Source organism: Micromonospora echinofusca, assembly GCF_017614955.1.
Lineage (GTDB): Bacteria > Actinomycetota > Actinomycetes > Mycobacteriales > Micromonosporaceae > Micromonospora > Micromonospora echinofusca_A.
Genome location: NZ_WVUH01000096.1, coordinates 1 through 21068, shown reverse-complemented (window position 1 = coordinate 21068; position 21068 = coordinate 1). Strand labels below are relative to the sequence as shown.

The following is a 21068-nucleotide window of genomic DNA, read 5'->3' as shown; positions in this document are numbered from 1 at the left end:
GGTGGGACGTACTCGACCTGCTCGGCGAGCCGACGACGTACCCGCATCTGCCCACCGCCGACGACCTCGGTCACTACACCGGTTTCACCCTCTACACCCCGCACCTGCCGCCGACCCGCGACGGCGTGCTCGCCGTCGCCGAGGTACGCGACCGGGCCCAGGTGTTCGTCGACCGGCGCAGCCACGGCGTGCTCAGCCGGGACCACGGCGAACGCATGATCGGTGTCTCCGCCGACGCCGGTGCGGTCGTGGAACTGCTCGTCGAGGACCTCGGCCGGGTCAACTACGGCCCGCGCATCGGCGAGCCGAAGGGCCTGATCGGCCCCGCCACCCTCGACGGCGCACCGGTCGACACGTGGACCGTACGCCCGTTGCGGCTCGACCACGTCGACACCGTGCTGCGCCGGCTCCGCGACGGTGATCCCGTCGACGCGCCGCTGGCCGGGCCGGTGTTCTCCCTCGCCGAGTTCGCCGCTGTCGAGACCGACCGGGACCTGTTCCTCGACACGTCGTCGTGGGGCAAGGGCGTCGCCTGGATCAACGGGTTCTGCCTGGGCCGGTACTGGAACCGGGGCCCGCAGCGCACCCTCTACGTCCCCGCCCCGCTGCTGCGACCGCAGGGCAACGAGATCGTCGTACTGGAACTGCACGCCGCAGCCCCGACGGTCCGGTTCGTCGCACGACCCGACCTCGGACACACCGAACAGTAGGAACCATCCCCCACCCCCGCCGTGCAAGGACCAGGAGCTTCGATGCGCACGAGAGCGACAACCGTGGCCGCCGTGGCGGCGGCCGTACTGGCAGCGTTCACCACCACCGGTCCCGCCGCCCGGGCGGACGCGCCGGTACGCAAGGTACTCGTGGTCGGGATGGACGGCCTCAACTGGGCGAACGTGGTGGCGGCCGACGCGCCGACGCTCGACGGTCTGGCCGCCACCGGCACCCTGGGCAGCAGTCTGCTCTACTGCGGTGCGGTCGCCGCGTCGTCCAGCGGCCCCGGCTGGTCCACCGTGGCGACCGGCGTCTGGCCGGACCGGCACGGGGTCCGGGACAACAGCTTCTCCGGCGCGCAGTACGGCACCTACCCGGACTTCCTCACCCGGCTGGAACAGGCGAACCCGGCCCGCAACACACTGTCCGTGGTGGACTGGACGCCGCTGCACACCCAGGGCACGTTCGGTCCGGCCATCGACACCCGCGTCACCTTCGACGGCTACGTCGGCGGGTTCGCCGCCGCAGACGCGAAGGTGACCACCGAGGCGGTGTCCCGACTGCGCGACACCAACGTGGACGCCGCGTTCGTCTACCTCGGCAACACCGACGAGGTGGCCCACGCCAGCGGCACGGGTGCCGCCTACCGGACCGCCATCGAGACCCAGGACGCGCAGCTCCGGCAGATGCTCGACGCGATCGCCGCCCGACCCACGTACGCCGCCGAGGACTGGCTGGTCGTGGTGACCACCGACCACGGCCACGCCAACCCGGGCGGCGGCCACGGTGGCTGCGGTGCCGACGACGAGCGGCGTACCTGGGTCCTGGCCAGGGGCACCGGGCACGCGGCCGGGGCGCGGCCCGTCGACACCCGGCTCGTCGACGTGGCGTCGACCGTCTTCGCCCACCTGGGCGTACCGGTGAACCCGGCCTGGAACCTCGACGGCAAGCCCCTCAACGTGCGGGCCACCGACCCGTTCGACTCGCTGACGCTCCAGCCCCGGGTGGACGAGACGGACATCCCGACCTCGGTGCGCGGGTGGACGCCGACCGGTCCGGCCGGATGGACCGTCGACCGGTCGGCGATGCCCACCGGCGGGGTGACCGAGTGGCGTGGCTGGTCGTTCACCAACGAGGAGTTCTGGGCGCGGACCCACGCGGAGCAGGAACGCGAGAACGGCCTGCGCCTGCGCGGGGTCTTCGCCGTCGCCGACTCCGACGAGTTCGACGACCTCCCCGGCGGTACGACCTACGACTCCACCCTGATCAGCCCCGCGTACCCGGTCACCGGCGGCAGAACGCTGTCGATCCGCTACGTCACCCACTACCTCCAGGAGGGCGGGCAGACCGGCGACGTGCTGGTGTCGTTCAACGGCAAGCGGGACCAGTTGGTGAAGCGGTACACCGCCGACGCCCGTGCCAAGGTGGAGTCGTTGACGGTCACCGTGCCGTCGGGGGCGACCACCGTGCGGGTGAAGTTCCGGTACTACAACGCCAGCAACAACTGGTACTGGGTCGTCGACGACCTCCGGGTCGCGATGCTCTGACCACGACAGGGCCGCCCCCTCCCTGCTTGGGCCGGTGACCGGGCGACGTCAGCGGTCACGTCGTGAGAACGACGAGTCGCCGGGTCGCCCGGGTCATCGCCACGTACCGGTCGACAGCTCCCTCGACGCCCGTGCCGAACCGGTGCGGATCGACCAGGACGACCAGGTCGAACTCCAGCCCTTTCGACAGTTCGGGGGTCAGCGACCGTACCCGGGGGGTCGCCCGGAACGTCGGGTCACCGATGACGCAGGCGACCCCCTCGGGGTGCGTGGCGAGCCAGGCGTCGAGGACCGGATGCAGGTCGTCGACCGTGCCGTGTACGACCGGGATCCCGGTGCTGCGGATGGAGGTCGGCACGTTGGCGTCCGGGAACACGGCCCGGATGACCGGTTCCGCTTCCGTCATGACCTCGCTCGGCGTCCGGTAGTTGACGGTCAGGGACGCCAGGGTGATCCGGTCGAGCCCGATCCGCCGGAGCCGCTCCTGCCACGAGCCGGTGAACCCGTGCCGGGCCTGGGCGCGGTCACCGACGATGGTGAAGCTGCGCGACGGGCAGCGCAGCAGCAGCATCTGCCACTCCGCGTCGGTCAGTTCCTGTGCCTCGTCCACGACGATGTGCGCGAACGGGCCGGCGAGCCGGTCCGGTGCCGGGTCGGGCAGTGCCGTCCCGTCGACCAGGGCGTCCCGCATGTCCTGCCCGTGCAGCATCGTCAGCACCCCTTCACCGTCGTCGTAGGTGTCGGCCTCGATCAGGTCGTCGACGACCCGGGCCATGCGGGCCCGTTCGACGGCGGCAGCGGCGGCGCGGCGCCGCTGCCGCCGTGCCACCTCCGGGTCGCCGAGCCGCTGCCGCGCCGCGTCGAGCAGCGGCAGGTCGGACACCGTCCAGGCGCGGGCCTCCGGGCGTTGCAACGCCCGGACCTCGTCGGCGCTGAGCCAGGGGGCACACCTGCGCAGGTACGCCGGTACCGACCACAGGTCTGCGACGATGTCCGCCGGGTCGAGCACCGGCCACGCCCGGTCGAAGGCCGTACGCAGTTCCCGGTTGCACAGCAGCGACCGGCGGACCAGGTTCTCCGGCTCGTCGCCGTCGTACCGGTCGGTCAGGATCCTGAGCAGTTCCGCCCAGATCACGTCCCGCGCCTCGTTGTGCGGGGTACCGGGATCCGGTGCCTGGAACGCCTCGGCCCAGTCGTCGGCGCCCAGCCGGATGTCGGAATCGCCGGTCGGGACCGTCATCCCCCGGGCCGGTGGCTCCTCGTAGAACCGCACGGCCGCCTCGATCGCCGTGACCAGCCTCGCGGACGACTTCAGCCGGGCCACCCGCGGGTCGGTCTCGACCGTGGCGGTGGCTCCCTCGGCGACGAGGTCCCGCAGGGTGCAGGTCTGCACGTCCTCCTCACCGAGGCTGGGCAGCACGTCGGCGACGTAGGCCAGGTAGGGCTGGTGCGGACCGACGAACAGTACGCCGCCCCGACGGTGCGCGAGGCGCGGATCGGAGTAGAGCAGGTACGCGGTGCGGTGCAGCGCGACCACCGTCTTGCCCGTACCGGGGCCGCCGTCGACGACGAGAGCACCCCGGGATCCGGCGCGGATGATGGCGTCCTGGTCGGCCTGGAGGGTGCCGAGGACGTCCCGCATCCGGGCCGACCGGTGGGCGCCGAGGCTGGCGACGAAGGCGGACTGGTCGTCGAGCGCGGCGTGGCCGGCCAGCCCGTCCGGGGTGAACACCTCGTCCCAGTAGTCGGTGATCCGGCCACGGGTCCAGCGGTACCGGCGGCGGCTGGTCAGACCCATCGGGTTGGCGTGGGTCGCTCCGAAGAACGGCTCCGCGGCGGGGGAACGCCAGTCCAGCAGCAGTTGACGACCCGTACCGTCGGTGAGACCCAGCCGCCCGACGTACCCGGGCTCGGGACGGTCGGCGTGGACCATGCGGCCGAGGCACAGGTCCACGCCGAAGCGACGCAGAGCGCGCAGGCGCGCGGTCAGCCGGCGGACCTCGTTGTCCCGGTCCAGCGCACGCCGGCCGATGCCGCCGGGCGCCCGGCGTTCGACGTCGAGGCGGTCGGACAGGTCGGCGATCGACTGGCCGAGGCTGCCGGCAATGGCGGCGAAGTGCCACTCGTCGGTGGCGATCAGTGTCGGGTCGGCCTTTTCGGCGAGATTTTCCGGAAGGTCGAATGCGCTGGTGGTGAGGTGGTCCAAATTCTCGATTCCGATCTGGGTCGGGTGCCGCCCGGTACGCGAAACGGTGCGTGTCACCGCGTGACGTGCCCTGATGCCCATGGCAATCAGGATTCGGTCCGGCCTGCCAGCCGGTCGAACAACATTTCTGCGGTTTCTGGGCCCCGTTTTCCGGGTTCGGTCGACGATTGTGCGGCACCGCCCCGGTCTTGCCGCAAGACCCCCGGTGCGCTATACCTTGAGAGTGGGAGGGAAATCTGCCTCCCTTTTTGTGTGCCTGCCGGGCGCTGAGAAGCAGTGCCGTCGGGCGCGCGGAACGTGGACGAGGGCGGTGCGGCGACGGCTCACCCGACGCCACACCGCCCTTCCCGCGTCAGCTCAGGCGCGGGACCACTGCATGCTGGTCGCGGAGCCACAGGTCCGCTGCTCCAGGGCGGCACCGGCAGTGGTCGAGCCGCCGACCACGTTCAGGCACTTGTTGCTGTTGACGTTGACCAGCTGGTGGTGGCCGCCGTCGACCGGCCGCCAGCTGAACACCTGGTTCAGGCCGTCGTGGCAGGTGTACTGGACGACGCGGGCGCCGTCGGCGGTGGAGAAGTCCAGCACGTCGGCGCACTTGCCGCTGTGGACGCTCTGGAGCCGTACGTTGCCGTTGCCGGCGTCGAGGAGGTACCACTGCTGCCATGCCGCGCCGTTGCTGGTCCACTGCCCGATCACGGCGAGGTTGTCGAGGTTGGGTTGCTGGACGTCGACGACCTGCCCGCTGTTGCGGTTGGTGAGGCGGTACGGCGTCGCTGCGGTCCCGCCGCCGAACTGCCACCAGTTGACGTTGAACAGGTTGCCGGTGCCGCCGACGAAACGTAGGTACAGGTCCCGCGTGCCGCTGGCTCCGGAGACCGGGCAGGTGGTGGTGGTCCAGTTCTGCCAGCCGCCGGTACCACCGACGGTGCAGGTGCCGACGACCGGGCCGCTCGTGCCGTCCAGGCGTACCTCGATCCGGCCGCCGCTGGTGGCCGAGGCGACCCGCGCCGAGAAGGAGGCCGCGCCGGTACCGAAGCCGACGCCCTTGATCTTGACGTAGTCGCCGTTCTCGATCCAGCCGATGTTGATCCCGCCCTCGCTGGACGGCTCGGTCTCGATGCCGGAGCCCCAGGCGATCGTCTCGGCCTCCTGCCGGACGTAGGGGTTGAGGGAGCCCACCTGTGGTGCTCCGGTGCTGGTCATGGTGATCGTCGGGAAGGTGCCGTCCGGGTTGTAGGAGAACTTCTCCACGGCCACGGAGCGGGTGAAGCCGCCGCCGCCGGGTAGCGCACCGTTGTGGTAGAAGAAGTACGACCCGCCGTTGAAGTCGACGATGCCGGCGTGGTTGGTGAAGCTGCCGCCCTGTCGGGGCATGATCGTGCCCCGGTAGGTCCACGGCCCGGTGGGGCCGGGGGCGGTGGAGTAGGCGATGAACTCCGAGCAGCACTCGGCGGCGAAGACGTTGTAGTAGAGACCGTTGCGTTTGAAGACCCAGGGCCCCTCCTCGTAGAGCGTGGGGCGGCTCGCGTTGCCGGTACGGGTGCCGAACCCGGCGGTGGTCAGCGGGATCCTGGTCGGGCTGCCGGAGTAGGAGAGCATGTCCTGGTTCAGTTTGACGTACCACAGGTTCGGGTTGCCCCAGTAGAGGTACGCCTGCCCGTCGTCGTCGATCATGACGTTCGGGTCGATCTCCCCGTTGCCGACCAGCGGGCGGCCGAGCGCGTCGCGGAACGGGCCGGTCGGGTTGTCCGCGACGCCGACCCCGATCACCATGCCCCCGCCCCGTTGTTTCACCGGGACGTACCAGTAGAACTTCCCGTTGCGGGCGACGACGTGACCGGCCCAGGCGTCGGCTTCCGCCCAGGCGAAGGTGGCGAGGCTCATCGGTACGCCGTGGTCGGTCCAGTTGACCATGTCGGCGGAGGAGAAGACCCGCCACTCGCGCATGGTGAAGTAGGTGGAGCCGTCCTCGTCGTGTCCGGTGTAGACGTACACCCGGCCGTTGTGCACGATCGGCGCCGGGTCGGCGGTGTAGATGTGCTGAACGATCGGGTTGTCGGCGCGGGCCGGGCCGGCCGGTGCCAGGGCGACGGCACAGGCCAGACCTGCGACTGCCGCGAGGGCCCGCCGGAGTGCGGCGCCGGCCCGGTGTGCAACGTGCGGTCTCACGAGGTACCCCCAGAGTGTCGGGCGGGGTCGGGACGCGGCGGTTGGCTGCTCACACCCGGCTCCAGCGCTGGTTGGTGTTGCCGTGGCAGGACCAGACGATCACCGGGGTGCCGTTCGCGGTGCCGCCGTTGGTGACGTCCAGGCAGAGCGACGGGATGCGGACGTTGCTGACCGTGCCGTTGCCGTTGAACGTCCACTGCTGGTTGCTGCCGCCGTTGCAGTCCCAGATCTGCACCCGGGTGCCGTTGGCCGCGTTGGTCGGCACGTCCAGGCACTTGCCGAGGATCCGCAGCGTCTGGCCGTCCTGGCTGATCTGCTGGTTGGCGTTGGTGTGGCAGTCCCAGACGAGGGTGCCGGTGCCGTTGGCGGTCTGGGAGTTGTCGACGTCGAGGCACCGTCCGGCGGACTCGCTGCGTAGCCGGAACGTGGTCGGCGGCGGTGGTGTGGTGGTGCCGCCGCCGCTGACCCGGTACACCACCGTGCCGTGCGCCGGCACGGTGGCGGAGATGGCCCCGGTGGTGGTGGCGGTGCCGTTGGTCCAGGCGTCACGCAGGGTGAACGAGGTGCCGGTCTTGCCGATCGCGGTCGCCGTGGTGGCGATCGTGGTGGTGGAACTGCCCTGGTTGAACAGGGCGACCGCGACGTCGCCGTCGGCCAGTCGTTTGGCCAGGATCCGGCGGGTACCGTCGTGGGACACCTGGACCGCCTGGCGTCCGAGCGGGTCCTGGTCGATCGCGACCAGGTTCTGGTTGCGCAGGATGGTCAGCGTCGCCGCGCTGGCCGAACGCAGGTCGTTGCCCATCATCAGCGGGGCGGCCATCATCGCCCACAGGGCGAAGTGGCTGCGCATCTCGGTGTCGGTCATCCCGCCGTTGCCGACCTCCAGCATGTCCGGGTCGTTGAACCCGCCCGGCGCGGCGTACCCGGCGAGCGGCACGGTGACGTCGACGATGTTCTGGATGCCCATCGGGTAGCCGTTGGTCTGGCCGGTGTTCCACGCGTTGGTGATGTCCTCGGTGGTCCGCCAGAGGTTCGCCACGTCGCTCCAGTTGCGCTGTGGTCCGGTTTTCTCGTGGATGCTGTTCGGGTTGATGCTGTAGACGATCGGTCGGCCGGTGGCGGCCAGCGCGTCGCGCATGATGCCGAACCGGGCCACCTGGTCGTTGATGGTCCCGGTGGGGGAGCACCAGTCGTACTTCAGGTAGTCCACGCCCCACGCGGCGAACTGCCGGGCGTCCTGGTACTCGTGTCCCAGGCTGCCGGTGGAGCCGGGGAAGGCGTCGAAGTACTGGGCGCACGTCTGGTCCAGCGGGGACTGGTAGATGCCGAACAGCAGGCCCCGGGTGTGCAGATAGTCGCCGAGTGCCTTCATGCCGCTCGGGAAGCGCTGCGGGTGGGCCTGTAGGTTGCCCTGCGCGTCCCGGTTCGGGTCGAACCAGCAGTCGTCGACGACGACGTAGCGGTAGCCGAGATCCCGCAGCCCGTTGGCGACGATGGCGTCGGCCATCTGCCGGATGAGGGTCTCGTTGATGTTGCAGCCGAACGTGTTCCAGGTGTTCCAGCCCATCGGTGGGGTGCGGGCGACACCGTTGTCCAGTGCCTGCGCCGGGCGCGGTGCGCCGATCGGGGCGACGGTCGCCGCGAGGGCCACCGTCAGGACGCCGGTCACCGCGGTCAGCCATCTTCTGGCAGGTCGCATCGGTTCCTCCTGGTCGACGAGGCGGTCGGGCCGGCTGCCGGCGACCGGGACCGCGACGGGTGACATGTCACTGCGGTCGGGGTCGGCGGGACGGCCGTCACGCTCTGGAGATGCTCGTGCTGCGCGGGAGGACGCCTGTTGCCCGCGGCCCGGAGCGACGCGCCGGACAGGACGGACGTCGCGCCGCCGCGGATCCGGTCGGCTCCCGCGTGGACGGCTGCCGGATGAGGCCGCGACGACAGGAAGATGTTAGCGCTAAACATCCAGCTCTGTAAATTGGGCCGCCGGCGGCGTCTACACCGTCGCTCTATCGTGCGTGTTACGCCTTGACGAAGACAGTGTTATCGTTCACAGTCGATGGGCGGGGCGGTGGGCGCCGCTGGATGGTCGACCTGACGATCCGTCCCGCCACGGTCGTCCGGATCACGCACCTCCGGGCAAGGGTGCACCCGGGAACGATCACCTCGTCGGGCCCGTCCGGGTCGACCCCACGCAGCGTCCGGATGTCCGGGACGACCACTCGCCGACGTGCTCCGGCTCCTGCTCTTTCCCGCCAAGGAGGATCATGATGGCCATCGGTGGGCCCTGCCGGGCCGCGCCCCCACGTCGTAGCCGGTTGTCCCGGATCGCCGCCACGGTGGTGGCGGTACTCGTGGGAGGCGCGCTCGCCGCGATCTCCCCGACACCGGCGTCGGCGGCGACGGTCGACACGAACGCGTGGTACGTGCTGCTCAACCGCAACAGTGGCAAGGCGTTGGACGTGTACAACCTGGCCACGAACGACGGGGCGCGGATCACGCAGTGGTCGCGTAACGACGGTAGCCAGCAGCAGTGGCAGTTCGTGGACTCCGGTGGTGGTTACTACCGGTTGAAGTCCCGGCTGTCGGGCAAGGTGCTGGACGTGTACAACTTCTCGACCGCCAACGGCGCGGGGATCGTGCAGTGGGCCGACCACAACGGGACGAACCAGCAGTTCCGGTTGGCGGACTCGGCGGGCGGGTTCGTGCGGTTGATCAACCGGAACTCGAACAAGGCGGTGGAGATACAGAACGCCTCGACCGCCGACGGGGCGAACGTGGTGCAGTACGACGACTTCAACGGCAACCATCAGCAGTGGCAACTCGTCCGGGTGGACGGCACCGGCAACCCCGGCAACGGCACCTTCACCAACCCGGTCGTCTGGCAGGACTTCGCCGACGTCGACATCATCCGCGTCGGCGACGTCTACTACATGTCCGCCTCCACCATGCACTACTCCCCGGGTGCCCCGGTACTGCGCTCCTGGGACCTGGTGAACTGGGAGTTCGCCGGGCACTCCGTCCCCCGGTTGGACTTCGGGTCGAAGTACGACCTGGCCGACGGCAACCACGGGTACGTCGACGGCATCTGGGCCTCGACCCTGAACTACCGGCCGAGCAACCGGACGTTCTACTGGGCCGGTTGCATCGACTTCGCCCAGACGCACATCTACACCGCGTCCGCCGTCGACGGTGCGTGGAGCCGGCACACCACCATCCCCAACTGCTACTACGACGCGGGGATGCTGATCGACGACAACGACACCATGTACGTCGCCTACGGCAACGGCACCATCAGCGTCGCCCAGATCTCCGCCGACGGGCGCACCCAGGTACGGGCGCAGCAGGTGTACCAGACGCCGTCGAGCATCGGCACCCTGGAGGGGGCCCGGTTCTACAAGCGCAACGGCGCCTACTACATCTGGCTCACCCGGCCGGCGAACGGCCAGTACGTGCTCAAGTCGACCAGCGGCCCGTTCGGCCCGTACGAGCAGCGGCAGGTGCTGCTCAACATGCCGGGACCGATCTCCGGTGGTGGCGTACCGCACCAGGGTGGCCTGGTGCAGACCCAGAACGGCGACTGGTACTACATGGCGTTCACCGACGCGTACCCCGGCGGCCGGATGCCGACGCTGGCGCCGATCACCTGGACCAGCGACGGCTGGCCGCAGGTGCAGACGGTCAACGGCTCCTGGGGCGTCAACTACCCCAACCCGCTGCCACTGCGTCCGGTCAAACCGCTCACCGGCACCGACACCTTCCCGGGTACCACCCTCGGGGTGCAGTACGAGTGGAACCACAACCCGGACAACAGCCGGTGGTCGGTCAACAACGGTCTGCGCCTGCAGACCGCGTCGGTGACCAACGACCTCTACCGGGCCCGGAACACGGTGACCCACCGGATCCAGGGCCCGACCTCGACCGGCACCATCGAGCTGGACTACTCCACCATGCGCGACGGTGACCGGGCCGGGCTCGCGATGCTGCGCGACACCTCGGCGTGGATCGGCGTCAGACGGGACAACGGTGCCACCCGGGTGGTCATGACCAACGGCCTGACCATGGGTACCAACAACTGGAACACCACCGGCACCGGAGTGGAGATCGCCAGCGCGCCGGTGTCCGGTGGCCGGATCTGGTTGCGGGCCAACGCCGACATCCGACCCGGTGCGGGACGACAGGCGACGTTCTCGTACAGCACCGACGGGGTCACCTTCACCCCGCTGGGCAACGCGCTGACCCTCAACAACGCCTGGCAGTTCTTCATGGGATACCGGTTCGGCATCTTCAACTACGCCACCCAGGCCCTGGGCGGGGCGGTGACGGTACGGCAGTTCTCGCTGACCACCCCGTGACGGACGAGGGGTACGGGCCATCGGCCCGTACCCCTCGTCCGTTCAGCTCAGACGAACCGCCAGCGCTGGTCGGCCGCCCCGCTGTCGGTGCCGAGGACGACCTGCGCCCCCTGGCTGCCGGAGCCGCCGCTGACGCCGAGGACCCGCCCGCCGTTGGCGCACTGGATGCGGAAGTAGGCACCGCCGCCGTGGCGCAGCCGCCAGCGGTGGTCGATCGCGCCGTTGTCGGCCCACTGGACGATCCTGGCCCCGGCGGTGTCGGCGCCGCCCTCGACGCCGAGCACCTTGCCGCTGTGGGAGTTTCGCAGCCGCAGGTAGCCGCCGGTGTCCACGATCGCGGTCCAGAGATGGTCGGCGGTGCCGGTGTCGCCCCACTGGATCACCAGGCCGCCGTCGGCGGTGGACATGTTCTGGACGCCGAGGACGAATCCACTGGCCAGGTTCTGGATCCGCCGGGCCCCGTTGGGTACGAACCGCCACTGGTTGTCGGGGCTGCCGTTGTCCTGGTCCTGTACCGCCTGGGCACCCTGGCTGGTGGCGCCGCCGGAGATCGCGAGCAGCTTGCCGGTGTGCACGTTGCGCAGCTTGTGCGTGCCGTCGCCCACGTCGACGACCGTCCAGAGGTGGTCGGCGGTGCCGTTGTCGGCCCACTGGAGGATCCGGGCGTTGTCCGCGGTGGACATGTTCTCCACCCCGAGCACCTTGCCGCTGTTGACGTTGCGCAGTCTGATCGCCGCGCCGTCGACCAGGATCTGCCAGTCGTGGTCGGGAGTCCCGGTGTCGCCCCACTGGAGGGCCAGTCCGCCGTCGGCGGTGGACATGTCCCGGATGCCCAGCACGAGGCCACTGTCGGCGTTGACCAGGCGGAAACTCGCGTCGTTGCCGCCTGCGCCGACGTTCCAGTAGACCGTGTAGTTGTGCCCGTGGGCGTCGTGGAACGGCCCGAGGTTGACGGTCGCGCCATTGGCGACGGCGGTGAAGGTCAGGGCACTGCTGCTGGTACGGGTGATCGACCCGGTGTTCAGCGACGGCAGTCCGCCCAGGGTGGCGTTGCCGTAGTTGCCGGCGAGCACCACCGGACCGTAGGTGACCGCCTGGACCGCAGCGTTGTCGTTGGCCGCCGTCATGACGACCCGCATCGGCAGCCGGACCGTGACCACGTCGCCGGAGGTCCAGGTGCGGGTGAGGCTGGCGTAGCTGCCCGGGGTGGTGGCGATGCCCTGCGTGGTGCCGTTGACACTGACGGTCGCGCCGTTGGTCCAGGCCGGGATCCGGATCCGCATCGTCCACGATCCGCCCACGGTGCCGGTGACGGTCAGGATGGTGGTGTCGCCGACCGGGTACGAGGTGGTCTGGGTGACCGTGATCCCACGCTGTGACCAGGTCAGCACGGACGGCATGAACAGGTTCACCGTCAGGGTGGTGCCGTTGTGAAAGTAGATGGAGTCCATCAGCGTGGTGTTGGTCTCCAGGCCGGTGCCCTGGCAGCACCAGAAGGACTGGTAGTCGGTACTCCAGGTGCCACCGCCCCAGGCGGGGCCGACGCCGCGCCGGCCGCCCGGATTCAGCGGCGTGAAGTAGGTGACGTGGCCGTGGCTGTCAGCCGGGTTCTGCTGGCCGATCATGTGGTTGAGCAGAGCCTGCTCGTAGAAGTCGAAATAGCCGGCCCGGTCCGGTTCCAGCAGCCACAGCTCCCGGGTCAGCTTGAGCATGTTGTACGTGTTGCACGCCTCGCAGGTGTCGCTGCGCAGGTACGCGGCGATGGCGTCGGGGGCCCGGAAGTGTTCGGCCTGACTGTTGCCGCCGATCGCGTAGGTGTGCGCGTCGACGGTGATGGTCCAGGCGTTGCGGGCGATGTCCCGGTAGCGGGTCGTGCCGGTGGCCTTGTACTCCCGGGCCGCGCCGATCCACTTCGGCACCTGCGTGTTGGCGTGCAGCCCGTTGAGCTGGTCGGAGTTGGCGGCGAGCGGGTTGAACACGGCGTTGTGGTCGAACCGTTGCGCGGCGGTGAGCCAGCGGGCGTCCCCGGTCTGCTGGTACAGGTCGGTCAGGACGGCGTTCATGCCGCCGAACTCGGTGCCCAGCATGGCCTGCATCTGGGTGCTGGTGAGCCGGGCGGTACGCCAGTCGACCCAGCCGGCGAGCGCCAGGAGCACGTCCCGGGCCTGGGTGCTGCCGGTCAGGCGCCACACGTCGAGCAGGCCGGCGAGGGTCTTGTGGATGCAGTAGTACGGCACGTTGCCGTTGGCCAGGGTCCGTGCCTCCAGCGCGGTGAAGTCGGACTCGGGAAACCCGGACAGGTACCCGGTGGCGAAGCCGGCCGCCGGGTTGTTGGCCTGACACTTCGCCAGCTCGGCGACCATGTGGTCGGCCTTGTCCCGGCAGGTGGTGTCGCCGAGCACCGCCCATGCCTGGGCCCAGGCGGTCAGGAAGTGTCCCTGCACGTGGGTGCGGAACGGGAAGGTCGGGGCGTCCCAACCGCCGGTGGGTGTGGCTCCGGCGGTGGAGAGCCGGTGGTTGGCGCGGAAGTTGTAGAGCAGCCGGTCGACGTCGACGAAACGCAGGTAGTTCAACGTCCGGTTCTGGTTGTCCTGCCAACGGCTGCTGGTCAACCGGACCTGACCCGGCGCGAAGGCGTAGGCGGAGACCCCGATGTCGGGTCGGACCGGGGTCAGCGCGGCGTGGGCGGCTCCGGTGCCGACGACGGCCCCGGCGGTGGCGCCGGCGGTCGTGGCGACAGCCGCCGCGCCTGCGGACTGGAGGAGGAGACGACGGTTCACGAGGGGAGCGGGCATAACGATCTCCGTACCTTTGGCAGTGGGTGTACGTGGGGTTGCCGCCCCGTTGGGTGTGCGGTGCCCCCACCGCAGGCGAAGCATGCGACAACATCGATGTTATCGATAACATAGGTCGCGGTTCACACGCGCGCAAGACTCCGGCAACCCGGGGGCGCACCGACCCGCCATCGGGCCCTACGACCCCCGCAGGTAGGCGTCGAGCGCCGCCGCGCCGGACAACATCGCCCGTCCCCGCGCCGTCAACCGGTCGCGCCACTGCCGCAGCGTCGCCTGCATCGGCTCCGGCCCGCCCGCCGCCCGCACCCGCTCCAGCACCCGCGCGATCTGCGCCAACCCGTACCCGCCCCGCCGCAGCTGGTGCGCCAGCAGCACGTCACGCACGTCGGCTGTGGTGTACACCCGGTATCTGGTGTGCGGGTCCCGCCGGGGGACGATCAGCCCGGCCCGCTCCCACTTGCGCAACGTGGCCGGCCGGATGCCGAGCCGACGCGCCAGCGGCCCGATGAACGTCGCACCCGGCTCCCGCTCACGCGGCAGCGTCAGGTCGCGTAACGCGCGCTCTACGTCCTCCAGGGTGTGCCGGTCGTCGGCCAACTGCGCATGGCTGTCGTCGATCAGCCGTAGCGCCTCCTCGACCGAGCCACCGTGCACCGCCCGCATGACCGCCCCCGCCGTCGGGTGGCCGTGGGCGGGGACCAACGCCAGGAACGTCCGCAACGCCGCCGCATGGCGCGGGGTGTAGACCCGATACCCCGTCGGGGAGCGCCCGGCCGGCGGCAGGATCCCCGCCTCCTCGTAGTTGCGTACCGCCTGCGTGGACAGCCCGTGCTCGCGGGCCAGGTCGATCGGCCGTAACCGCATTTTGAAGGTACGTCCTCGTCATGAGCGGGAGAGAACGACGAAAGTTTCCAACGAGGGTTCAACGATACAGTTGAAGAAATGACGACCTCGACTGGGGACGCCGTCCGTCCCTACACCGGCGACGCTCTCACCGCGCTCCTGCCTCCCGACCTCCGTCTGCTCGGCCTCGGCGAGCCCACCCACGGCGTCGAAGCCTTCCCGGAACTGCGCAACGAACTCTTCCGCCACCTCGTCGAACACGAGGGCTACCGCTCGATCGCCATCGAGAGCGACTGTCTGGCGGCCCTGGCCGCCGACGCGTACGTCACCGACGGCATCGGAACCCTCGACGAGGTGATGGCGCACGGCTTCAGCCACGGCGCCGGCGCATACCCGGCCAACCGGGAACTGCTGCGCTGGATGCGTACCCACAACGAGCAGCGTCCCCCACACGAGCGGCTGCGCTTCTACGGCTTCGACGGTCCACTGGAGATCAGCGGCGCCACCAGCCCGCACGCCGCACTGACCGGCCTGTACGACTATCTCGCCGCCCACCTCGACCTGCCCTGGAGCCGTGCGACCCTCGACGAACTGCTCGGATCCGACGGACACTGGACCCACCCGGCCGTCATGTTGGACCCCAACCGGTCCGTCGGCCGTACCCCCGAGGCCAGGGAACTGCGCCTGGTCGCCGACGACCTGCGGGTGCTGCTCACCGCGCACGCTCCCCAGTTGACCGCCGCCACCTCGGCCGACGACTGGTGGCGCGCCGACCTGTACTCCCGGACCGTGACCGGGCTGCTCCGCTACCACGCGGGCCTGGCCGACACCACGCCCGACCGGATCAGCGCCCTGCTCGGCCAGCGCGGGGTGATGATGGCCGACAACCTCGACGCCATCGTCCGCCGTGAGGCGCGGCGCGGCCCCACCCTCGTCTTCGCCCACAACAGCCATCTCCAGCGGTACGAGAGCAGCATGCCGTTCGGCGGTCTGCGGGTCCGGTGGTGGAGTGCGGGCGCCATGATCGCCACCCGCCTCGGCGACCGGTACGCCTTCGTCGCCACCACCTTCGGTGCCCGTGGTGCCGACGTCCCCGGTCCCGACACCCTCGAAGGGGTGCTGTCGACCGTCCCGCACGCCCGTGCCGTCGTCGATCCCCAGATGTTCGCCGCAGCCCTCGACCGGACGCTGACGCCCCGCGTCCCGGCCGACTACACCTACTCCGGCCTCGACCCGGCCACCCTCGACCGGATCGACGCCATCGTCTTCGTCAAGGAGATCTGACCCGCCCGCACCGCCCACCGGCCCGCCCCGCAGCGTCGATCATGAAGTTGTTGTCGTTCGACTCGGCGTGTCCTGGCAACAACTTCATGATCGACGCGAGGTCTGGCGGCTGACTCATCGGCGGGTGAGCGGGGTCGCGGCGTCGACGCGGGTCAGCTTCTCCGGATTACGGACGTAGTAGAGACCGGTGATCCGGGCGTTCTCGACCCGGATCGCCAGGACACCGTCGAGTTCACCGTCGAGGCGGACGACGAGCGCCGGGTTGCCGTTGACCATGATGAGGTCAGCGGTGAGTGTCCCGTCGACCCTGGCGATGCCACCGAGAAAGAACCGGACCACCTTCCCGGCGCCGACGATCGGCCGCAGGGCGGCCTGCTTGACGCCGCCGCCGTCGCTGACCAGCGTGACCTCGGGGGCGAGTACGGCAAGGAGGCCCGGCAGGTCCCTGGCGTGGACGGCCCGCCGGAACGACTCCACCGCCGCCCGGACCTCGCTCGGCGAGACTGTCTCGCGCGGACGGCGGGCCTCGACGTGCTGGCGGGCGCGGTGCGCGATCTGGCGGACGGCGGCGGGGCTCCGGCCGACGGCGGTGGCGATCTCGTCGTAGCTGACATCGAAGGCCTCGCGGAGCACGAACACGGCGCGTTCCGTCGGTGACAGCCGCTCAAGGACGATCATCAACGCCATCGACACGCTTTCGGCGAGTTCGACGTCCTCGGCCACGTCCGGCGTGGTGAGCAGTGGTTCGGGCAGCCAGGGGCCGACGTACGCCTCCCTGCGCCGGTGCAGGGTACGCAGCCGGTTGAGCGACTGCCGGGTGGTGATCCGGACCAGGTAGGCGCGCCGGTCGTGGACCTGATCCAGGTCGACCCTGACCCACCGCAGCCAGGTCTCCTGGAGGACGTCCTCGGCGTCGGCGGCGGATCCGAGCAGCTCGTACGCCACGGTGAAGAGCAGGTTGCGGTAGGCGAGGAAGACCTCGGTGGCCGGGCCGGTGTGGTCGTCGGTCAAGGTCGGGCCCTTCTTCGTAGCCGGGGTGCAGCGGCACCGGGATGCCGCTGCACCCGTGCAGTCCGATCTGTTCGTCGTCGCCCGGCCGGCGCCTGCGCCGGACGGCGCGTTCAGTGGATGGCCGGGGTCACGCCGGGGTGGTCCCGCAGCAGCTGCCGGCGGCTGTCGTCGCTGAACCAACGGTTGCGGGTACGGGGCCGGCGCGCCTCGTACTCCAGTTGTTTGACGGTGGACCTGACCACCCATTCCTTGATCCTCGCGACCGCACGGCCGCCCAGGTGGAGGCTGGTCGCGGTGTCGTCGCGGCGGGCGAGCTGGACGATGCCGGCGCGGCGGCCGAGGCTGATGCACTGACCGGCGAACCCCACGGCGAGGGCAGCGGGCTGTCCACCGGCGATCCGGGCGAGTACCGTCTCGGCGGCCTGTGGGCCCAACTGCACCGCAGCCTGGCAGCTCATCCGTACCGGCAGGTCGGACGGGGCCGCCGAGTCCCCGGCGGCGACGATGCGTACGTCGTCCACGCTGGTCAGCGTCTCGTCCGTGCGCAGCCGCCCCAGCGCGTCGGTGCTCAGCCCGCTGCGTGCGGCCAGGTCCGGTACGCCGAAACCGGCGGTCCAGATGGTCACCGCGCTCGGCAGCTCCCGGCCGTCGTCGAGTCGTACGGCGTCCCGCGTCACGGTCGTGACCTTCGTGCCGGGCCCGTCGAGTACGGTCACCCCGAGCGTGGCCAGTTGCCGGGCCACCGAGCGTCGACCCCGGGGGTGCAGGTACGGGCCGAGCAGCCCGCCGCACACCAGGGTCACCGCACGACCGGTCTCGGCCAGTTCGGCGGCGATCTCGATGCCGGTCGGGCCGGCGCCGACCACGGTCACCGGTGCCGTCGCCGGTGCGGCGGCGAGGACGGGCCGTAGCCGTTGCGCCTCCTCCAGGGTGGCGATCGGGTAGGCGAACCGTGCCGCTCCCGGTACGCGTGGGTCGGCGCTGCCGCTGCCCACCGCGTAGACCAGATAGTCGTAGCCGACCGTGTCGCCGGTCGCCAGCGTCACGGTGCGCTCCGCCGGGTCGATCCGGGTCACGCTGTCGACCACCAGCCGGACCCGGTCGGCCAGGACCTTCCGGTAGCCGACGACCGCGTCGTCGGACCCGCCCACCAGCTGGTGCAGGCGGATCCGCTCGACGAAGTGCGGACGCGGGTTGATCAGGGTGACGGTCACGTCGTCGCGGTGGGTCAGACGATTCGCCGCCATGACGCCGGCGTACCCGCCGCCGACCACGATCACGTTGGTTGTCCTTGTCCCGGTCATGGTGTCTCCTCCGTTCCAGGGGTTCGACATGAGGACACCGCCGGTCGGGTGGTTGTGACAGTGCGTGACCCGGATCACCTCGCGGGCGTTGTCCACCGCAGGTGACGCGGCCACGACCGGAGTCCCGGCAGCCGCAGCCGGGAGAAGACGCCGCTGCGACACTGGTCGGATGGAGCTTCGTACGTCGAGGTTGGTGCTGCGCCAGTGGCGGGACGACGACCTGCCGTTCTTCGCGGCTCTCAACGCCGACCCGGAGGTGATGGAACACTTCCCGGCACCGCTGAACCGTCAGGACAGTGACGGGCTCGCCAACCGGGCCGCCGCGCACGTCGCCACGCACGGCTGGGGACTCTGGGCGGTGGAGGTCGTCGCGGAGGGTTCACCCGACCAGGGACGGTTCGCCGGCTTCACCGGGCTGTCCGTGCCGTCCTTCGAGGCCCACTTCACCCCGGCCGTCGAGGTCGGGTGGCGGCTCGCCCGCTGGGCCTGGGGCCGGGGGTACGCCTCGGAGGCCGCCCGCGCGGCGGTGGCGTACGGGTTCGGGCGGCTCGGCCTGGCCGAGGTCGTGTCGTTCACGGCCGTACCGAACCGGCGCTCGGCGGCGGTGATGCGCCGGATCGGGATGACCCACGACCCGGCGGACGACTTCGACCACCCGAAGCTGCCCGACGGTGATCCGCTCCGGCGGCACGTGTTGTACCGACTGGCGCGCGGGACCGCCTGAACACTCCCGCCGAACCGGTGCGGTCCACTACGGGTGCAGGGCGTACCTGACGATCCCGGCCAGGTCGAGGGCACGGCCGGAATCCAGCGCGTCGTCGTAGGTGTCCTCGCCCAGGACGCTGCGGGCCCGTTGCGCGGCGTGGTCGCGTAGCGTCTCGTCCGGCTGGTAGTAGCCGTAGACCTTCGCGCCGACCGTCTCCCGCAGGGCCTGGGCGGCGCCCAGCAGGGTCGGTACCCGGGCCGGCTCGTCGGCGGAGTCCTCGACCACGGCGAGCGCGTCCAGGAAGTAGGCCAGGTTGGCCAGGTCCTGGATCTCCTCGGACAGGCGGATGCCCTCCCGCAGGTCACCCCGGGCCTGTTCGTACTCGCCCTGCGCCATCCGGGCCTGGGACAGGTTGAACAGCGCGACGTAGGTGGCGAGACGGTCGCCCCGCGCCCGGGCGGCGGTGAGGCCACGTTCGATGTGCGGCACCGCACCGGCCGGATCTCCCTGGATCATGACCGTGGTGCCCAGCCAGACCTGGACCAGCGACCCGATCCAGTCGCCGTCCTGTCCGAGGCTGTCGGCCAGTGGGATGGCCCGGCGGAAGGCGTCCGCGGCGGCGGTGGCGTCGCCGGTGGCCAGGTCGACCAGGCCGGTACCCGCCAGCGTGTGTGCCAGGAGGTGCTGGTCCCCTGCTGCCGATGCCTGCTGGTGGGCCTGCCGCCACCAGCGCCCGGCCGCCTCGTGGTCGCCCTGCGCGAAGGCCATCCCGGCGACGACACAGAGTGTGCGGCCCCGCACCGGGGCCGGTAGGTCGTGTCCGAGGGTGGCCTCCATGAAGCGTCGACCGAGCATCAGATGCCCCCGTAGCCACCAGTAGAGCCACAGGGCCCAGCCCAGCCGGCCGCTGATCCCGGGGTGGCCGTTGACCAGCGCCCACCGGACCGCGACGACCAGGTTGGCATGCTCGGCTTCCAGTCGGGCCAGCGACCGGAGCTGGTCGGCGCGCTGGTGCTGCGGAGCCGCCTGCTCGGCCAGGGAGAGGAAGAAGCAGGCGTGGGCGTACCCCACCGCCTGGGCCTCGTCCGCCCCGGCCAGCCGGGACCGGGCGTACTGGGCGACCGGTTCGAGCATCCGGTAGCGGGGGGTGCCGTCGCGGTCGAAGGTGACGGCGACCAGGGACTGCTCCACCAGCCGTTCCAGCGAGGCGAGCACCCCGCTGCCTCCGACGGACTCCGCCGCGTCGAGGGTGAACCCGTCGGCGAAGACCGCGAGGCGCCGGAAGAGTCGCTGTTCCGGGTCGTCGAGCAGTTCGTAGCTCCAGTCCAGGGTCGAGTGCATGGACCGCTGCCGCTCCGGCAGGTCACGGGCACCGACGGCGGCCAACGCGTCGTCGAGGCGGGCGAGCAGGGCGGCCGGCGCGAGGAAACGCAACCGGGTGGCCGCGATCTCCAGAGCCAGGGGGATGCCGGCGAGCCGGGTGCAGATGGTGGCGACCGCCGGGGCGTTCTCCGGGGTGAGGGTGAAGCCGGGCGCGACGGCCCTGGCCCGTTCGACGAACAGCGCACTGGCGGGCGCGGCGACGACCGCGTCGACGGTGGTGTCCCGGCCGGTTGCCGGCAGCACCAGGGGCTGTACCGGGTACTCGGTCTCACCGCGTACCCGCAGGGCCGCCCGGCTGGTCACCAGGACGGTCACCTCGGGACAGGTGGCGACGAGATCGGCGATGTCGGCGGCGGCGTCGGTCAGGTGCTCGAAGTTGTCGAGCACGATCAACTGCTGTCGGTGTCGGAAGTGGTCGAGGACCGCGATCTCGTCGTCCGGTTCGCCGGAGGTGACCCCGGCGATCTGCCCCAGGGTGGGCATCACGAGCGCTGCCTCACGGACCGGGGCGAGCGGGACGAAGAGGACGCCGTCGGGGTACTCGTCGGCGAGGGCCGTGCCCACCGCGATGCTGAGCCGGGTCTTGCCCACCCCGCCGGTGCCGGTCAGGGTGAGCAGCCGGCAGTCCGGCTGCCGTAGTTTCGCGGTGACGTCGGCGATGTCCGCGTCCCGGCCGACGAGCGGTGTGGCGGGCACCGCCAGCGGCAGACCCCCGTCGCTGCGGGGCGGGGTGGCACCGCTGTCCGCGGTGCGGGGT

The 21068-nt window shown here is 70.7% G+C and carries 12 protein-coding genes and 1 pseudogene; 5 read left to right on the top strand and 8 right to left on the bottom strand.

What is annotated here, in order from left to right; genetic code table 11:
* Together GSF22_RS13485 and GSF22_RS13480 are read left to right on the top strand one after the other, a co-directional pair.
* Window positions 1-710, top strand: a pseudogene (locus GSF22_RS13485) (beta-galactosidase); the annotation flags it as partial.
* 42 nt (window positions 711-752) lie between these two features.
* Entirely contained in the window at window positions 753-2258 is a 1506-nt protein-coding gene (locus tag GSF22_RS13480) for an alkaline phosphatase family protein (RefSeq protein ID WP_208813898.1), read from the top strand.
* 55 nt (window positions 2259-2313) lie between these two features.
* Here GSF22_RS13480 and helR read toward each other — a convergent pair whose 3' ends face one another.
* The 3 genes from helR to GSF22_RS13465 form a co-directional block, all read right to left on the bottom strand.
* Window positions 2314-4464 carry an RNA polymerase recycling motor ATPase HelR gene (helR, locus tag GSF22_RS13475; protein ID WP_244367340.1) on the bottom strand — a complete coding sequence of 717 codons (2151 nt, stop codon included), beginning with the start codon at window positions 4462-4464 and terminating at the stop codon, window positions 2314-2316.
* Between the two features lie 357 nt (window positions 4465-4821).
* Window positions 4822-6633: a family 43 glycosylhydrolase gene (locus GSF22_RS13470; RefSeq protein WP_208813897.1), complete on the bottom strand. Its 1812-nt coding sequence runs from the start codon at window positions 6631-6633 to the stop codon at window positions 4822-4824.
* Between the two features lie 49 nt (window positions 6634-6682).
* Window positions 6683-8332, bottom strand: a complete 1650-nt coding sequence (locus GSF22_RS13465; protein ID WP_208813896.1) for a glycoside hydrolase family 27 protein — start codon at window positions 8330-8332, stop codon at window positions 6683-6685.
* 565 nt (window positions 8333-8897) lie between these two features.
* Here GSF22_RS13465 and GSF22_RS13460 point away from each other — a divergent pair.
* Window positions 8898-10985, top strand: coding sequence for a family 43 glycosylhydrolase (locus GSF22_RS13460; protein ID WP_208813895.1), 2088 nt, complete (start codon window positions 8898-8900; stop codon window positions 10983-10985).
* A gap of 47 nt (window positions 10986-11032) precedes the next feature.
* Here the strand turns inward: GSF22_RS13460 and GSF22_RS13455 are convergent, their stop codons facing one another.
* Window positions 11033-13780, bottom strand: coding sequence for a beta-L-arabinofuranosidase domain-containing protein (locus GSF22_RS13455; protein WP_208813894.1), 2748 nt, complete (start codon window positions 13778-13780; stop codon window positions 11033-11035).
* Window positions 13781-13957: 177 nt separating this feature from the next.
* A complete protein-coding gene (locus GSF22_RS13450; RefSeq protein ID WP_208813893.1) occupies window positions 13958-14644 on the bottom strand; it encodes a TioE family transcriptional regulator in 687 nt (228 codons plus the stop codon).
* Between the two features lie 78 nt (window positions 14645-14722).
* On the opposite strand from GSF22_RS13450, the gene GSF22_RS13445 reads away from it, so the two are divergent.
* Window positions 14723-15907 (top strand): erythromycin esterase family protein, encoded by a 1185-nt coding sequence (locus GSF22_RS13445; RefSeq protein WP_208813892.1) that lies wholly within the window; start codon window positions 14723-14725, stop codon window positions 15905-15907.
* Between the two features lie 114 nt (window positions 15908-16021).
* On the opposite strand, the gene GSF22_RS13440 is transcribed toward GSF22_RS13445, so the two are convergent.
* Together GSF22_RS13440 and GSF22_RS13435 are read right to left on the bottom strand one after the other, a co-directional pair.
* Entirely contained in the window at window positions 16022-16918 is an 897-nt protein-coding gene (locus tag GSF22_RS13440) for an RNA polymerase sigma-70 factor (protein WP_208813900.1), read from the bottom strand.
* Between the two features lie 110 nt (window positions 16919-17028).
* Entirely contained in the window at window positions 17029-18222 is a 1194-nt protein-coding gene (locus GSF22_RS13435) for an NAD(P)/FAD-dependent oxidoreductase (RefSeq protein ID WP_208813891.1), read from the bottom strand.
* Between the two features lie 169 nt (window positions 18223-18391).
* Here GSF22_RS13435 and GSF22_RS13430 point away from each other — a divergent pair, with 169 nt between their 5' ends.
* Window positions 18392-18946, top strand: coding sequence for a GNAT family N-acetyltransferase (locus tag GSF22_RS13430; protein WP_208813890.1), 555 nt, complete (start codon window positions 18392-18394; stop codon window positions 18944-18946).
* 27 nt (window positions 18947-18973) lie between these two features.
* Here GSF22_RS13430 and GSF22_RS13425 read toward each other — a convergent pair.
* Window positions 18974-21068, bottom strand: a 2095-nt coding sequence (locus GSF22_RS13425) for an ATP-binding protein (protein ID WP_208813889.1), incomplete at its 5' end; no start/stop codon positions are given.

Excerpts from the sequence above, each read along its gene's own strand:
- GSF22_RS13445 (WP_208813892.1), top strand. The coding sequence starts at position 14,723 with ATGACGACCTCGACTGGGGACGCCGTCCGTCCCTACACCGGCGACGCT.
- GSF22_RS13460 (WP_208813895.1), top strand. The coding sequence starts at position 8,898 with ATGATGGCCATCGGTGGGCCCTGCCGGGCCGCGCCCCCACGTCGTAGC.
- GSF22_RS13450 (WP_208813893.1), bottom strand. The coding sequence starts at position 14,644 with ATGCGGTTACGGCCGATCGACCTGGCCCGCGAGCACGGGCTGTCCACG.
- GSF22_RS13430 (WP_208813890.1), top strand. The coding sequence starts at position 18,392 with ATGGAGCTTCGTACGTCGAGGTTGGTGCTGCGCCAGTGGCGGGACGAC.
- GSF22_RS13455 (WP_208813894.1), bottom strand. The coding sequence starts at position 13,780 with ATGCCCGCTCCCCTCGTGAACCGTCGTCTCCTCCTCCAGTCCGCAGGC.
- GSF22_RS13480 (WP_208813898.1), top strand. The coding sequence starts at position 753 with ATGCGCACGAGAGCGACAACCGTGGCCGCCGTGGCGGCGGCCGTACTG.
- GSF22_RS13435 (WP_208813891.1), bottom strand. The coding sequence starts at position 18,222 with ATGACCGGGACAAGGACAACCAACGTGATCGTGGTCGGCGGCGGGTAC.
- GSF22_RS13465 (WP_208813896.1), bottom strand. The coding sequence starts at position 8,332 with ATGCGACCTGCCAGAAGATGGCTGACCGCGGTGACCGGCGTCCTGACG.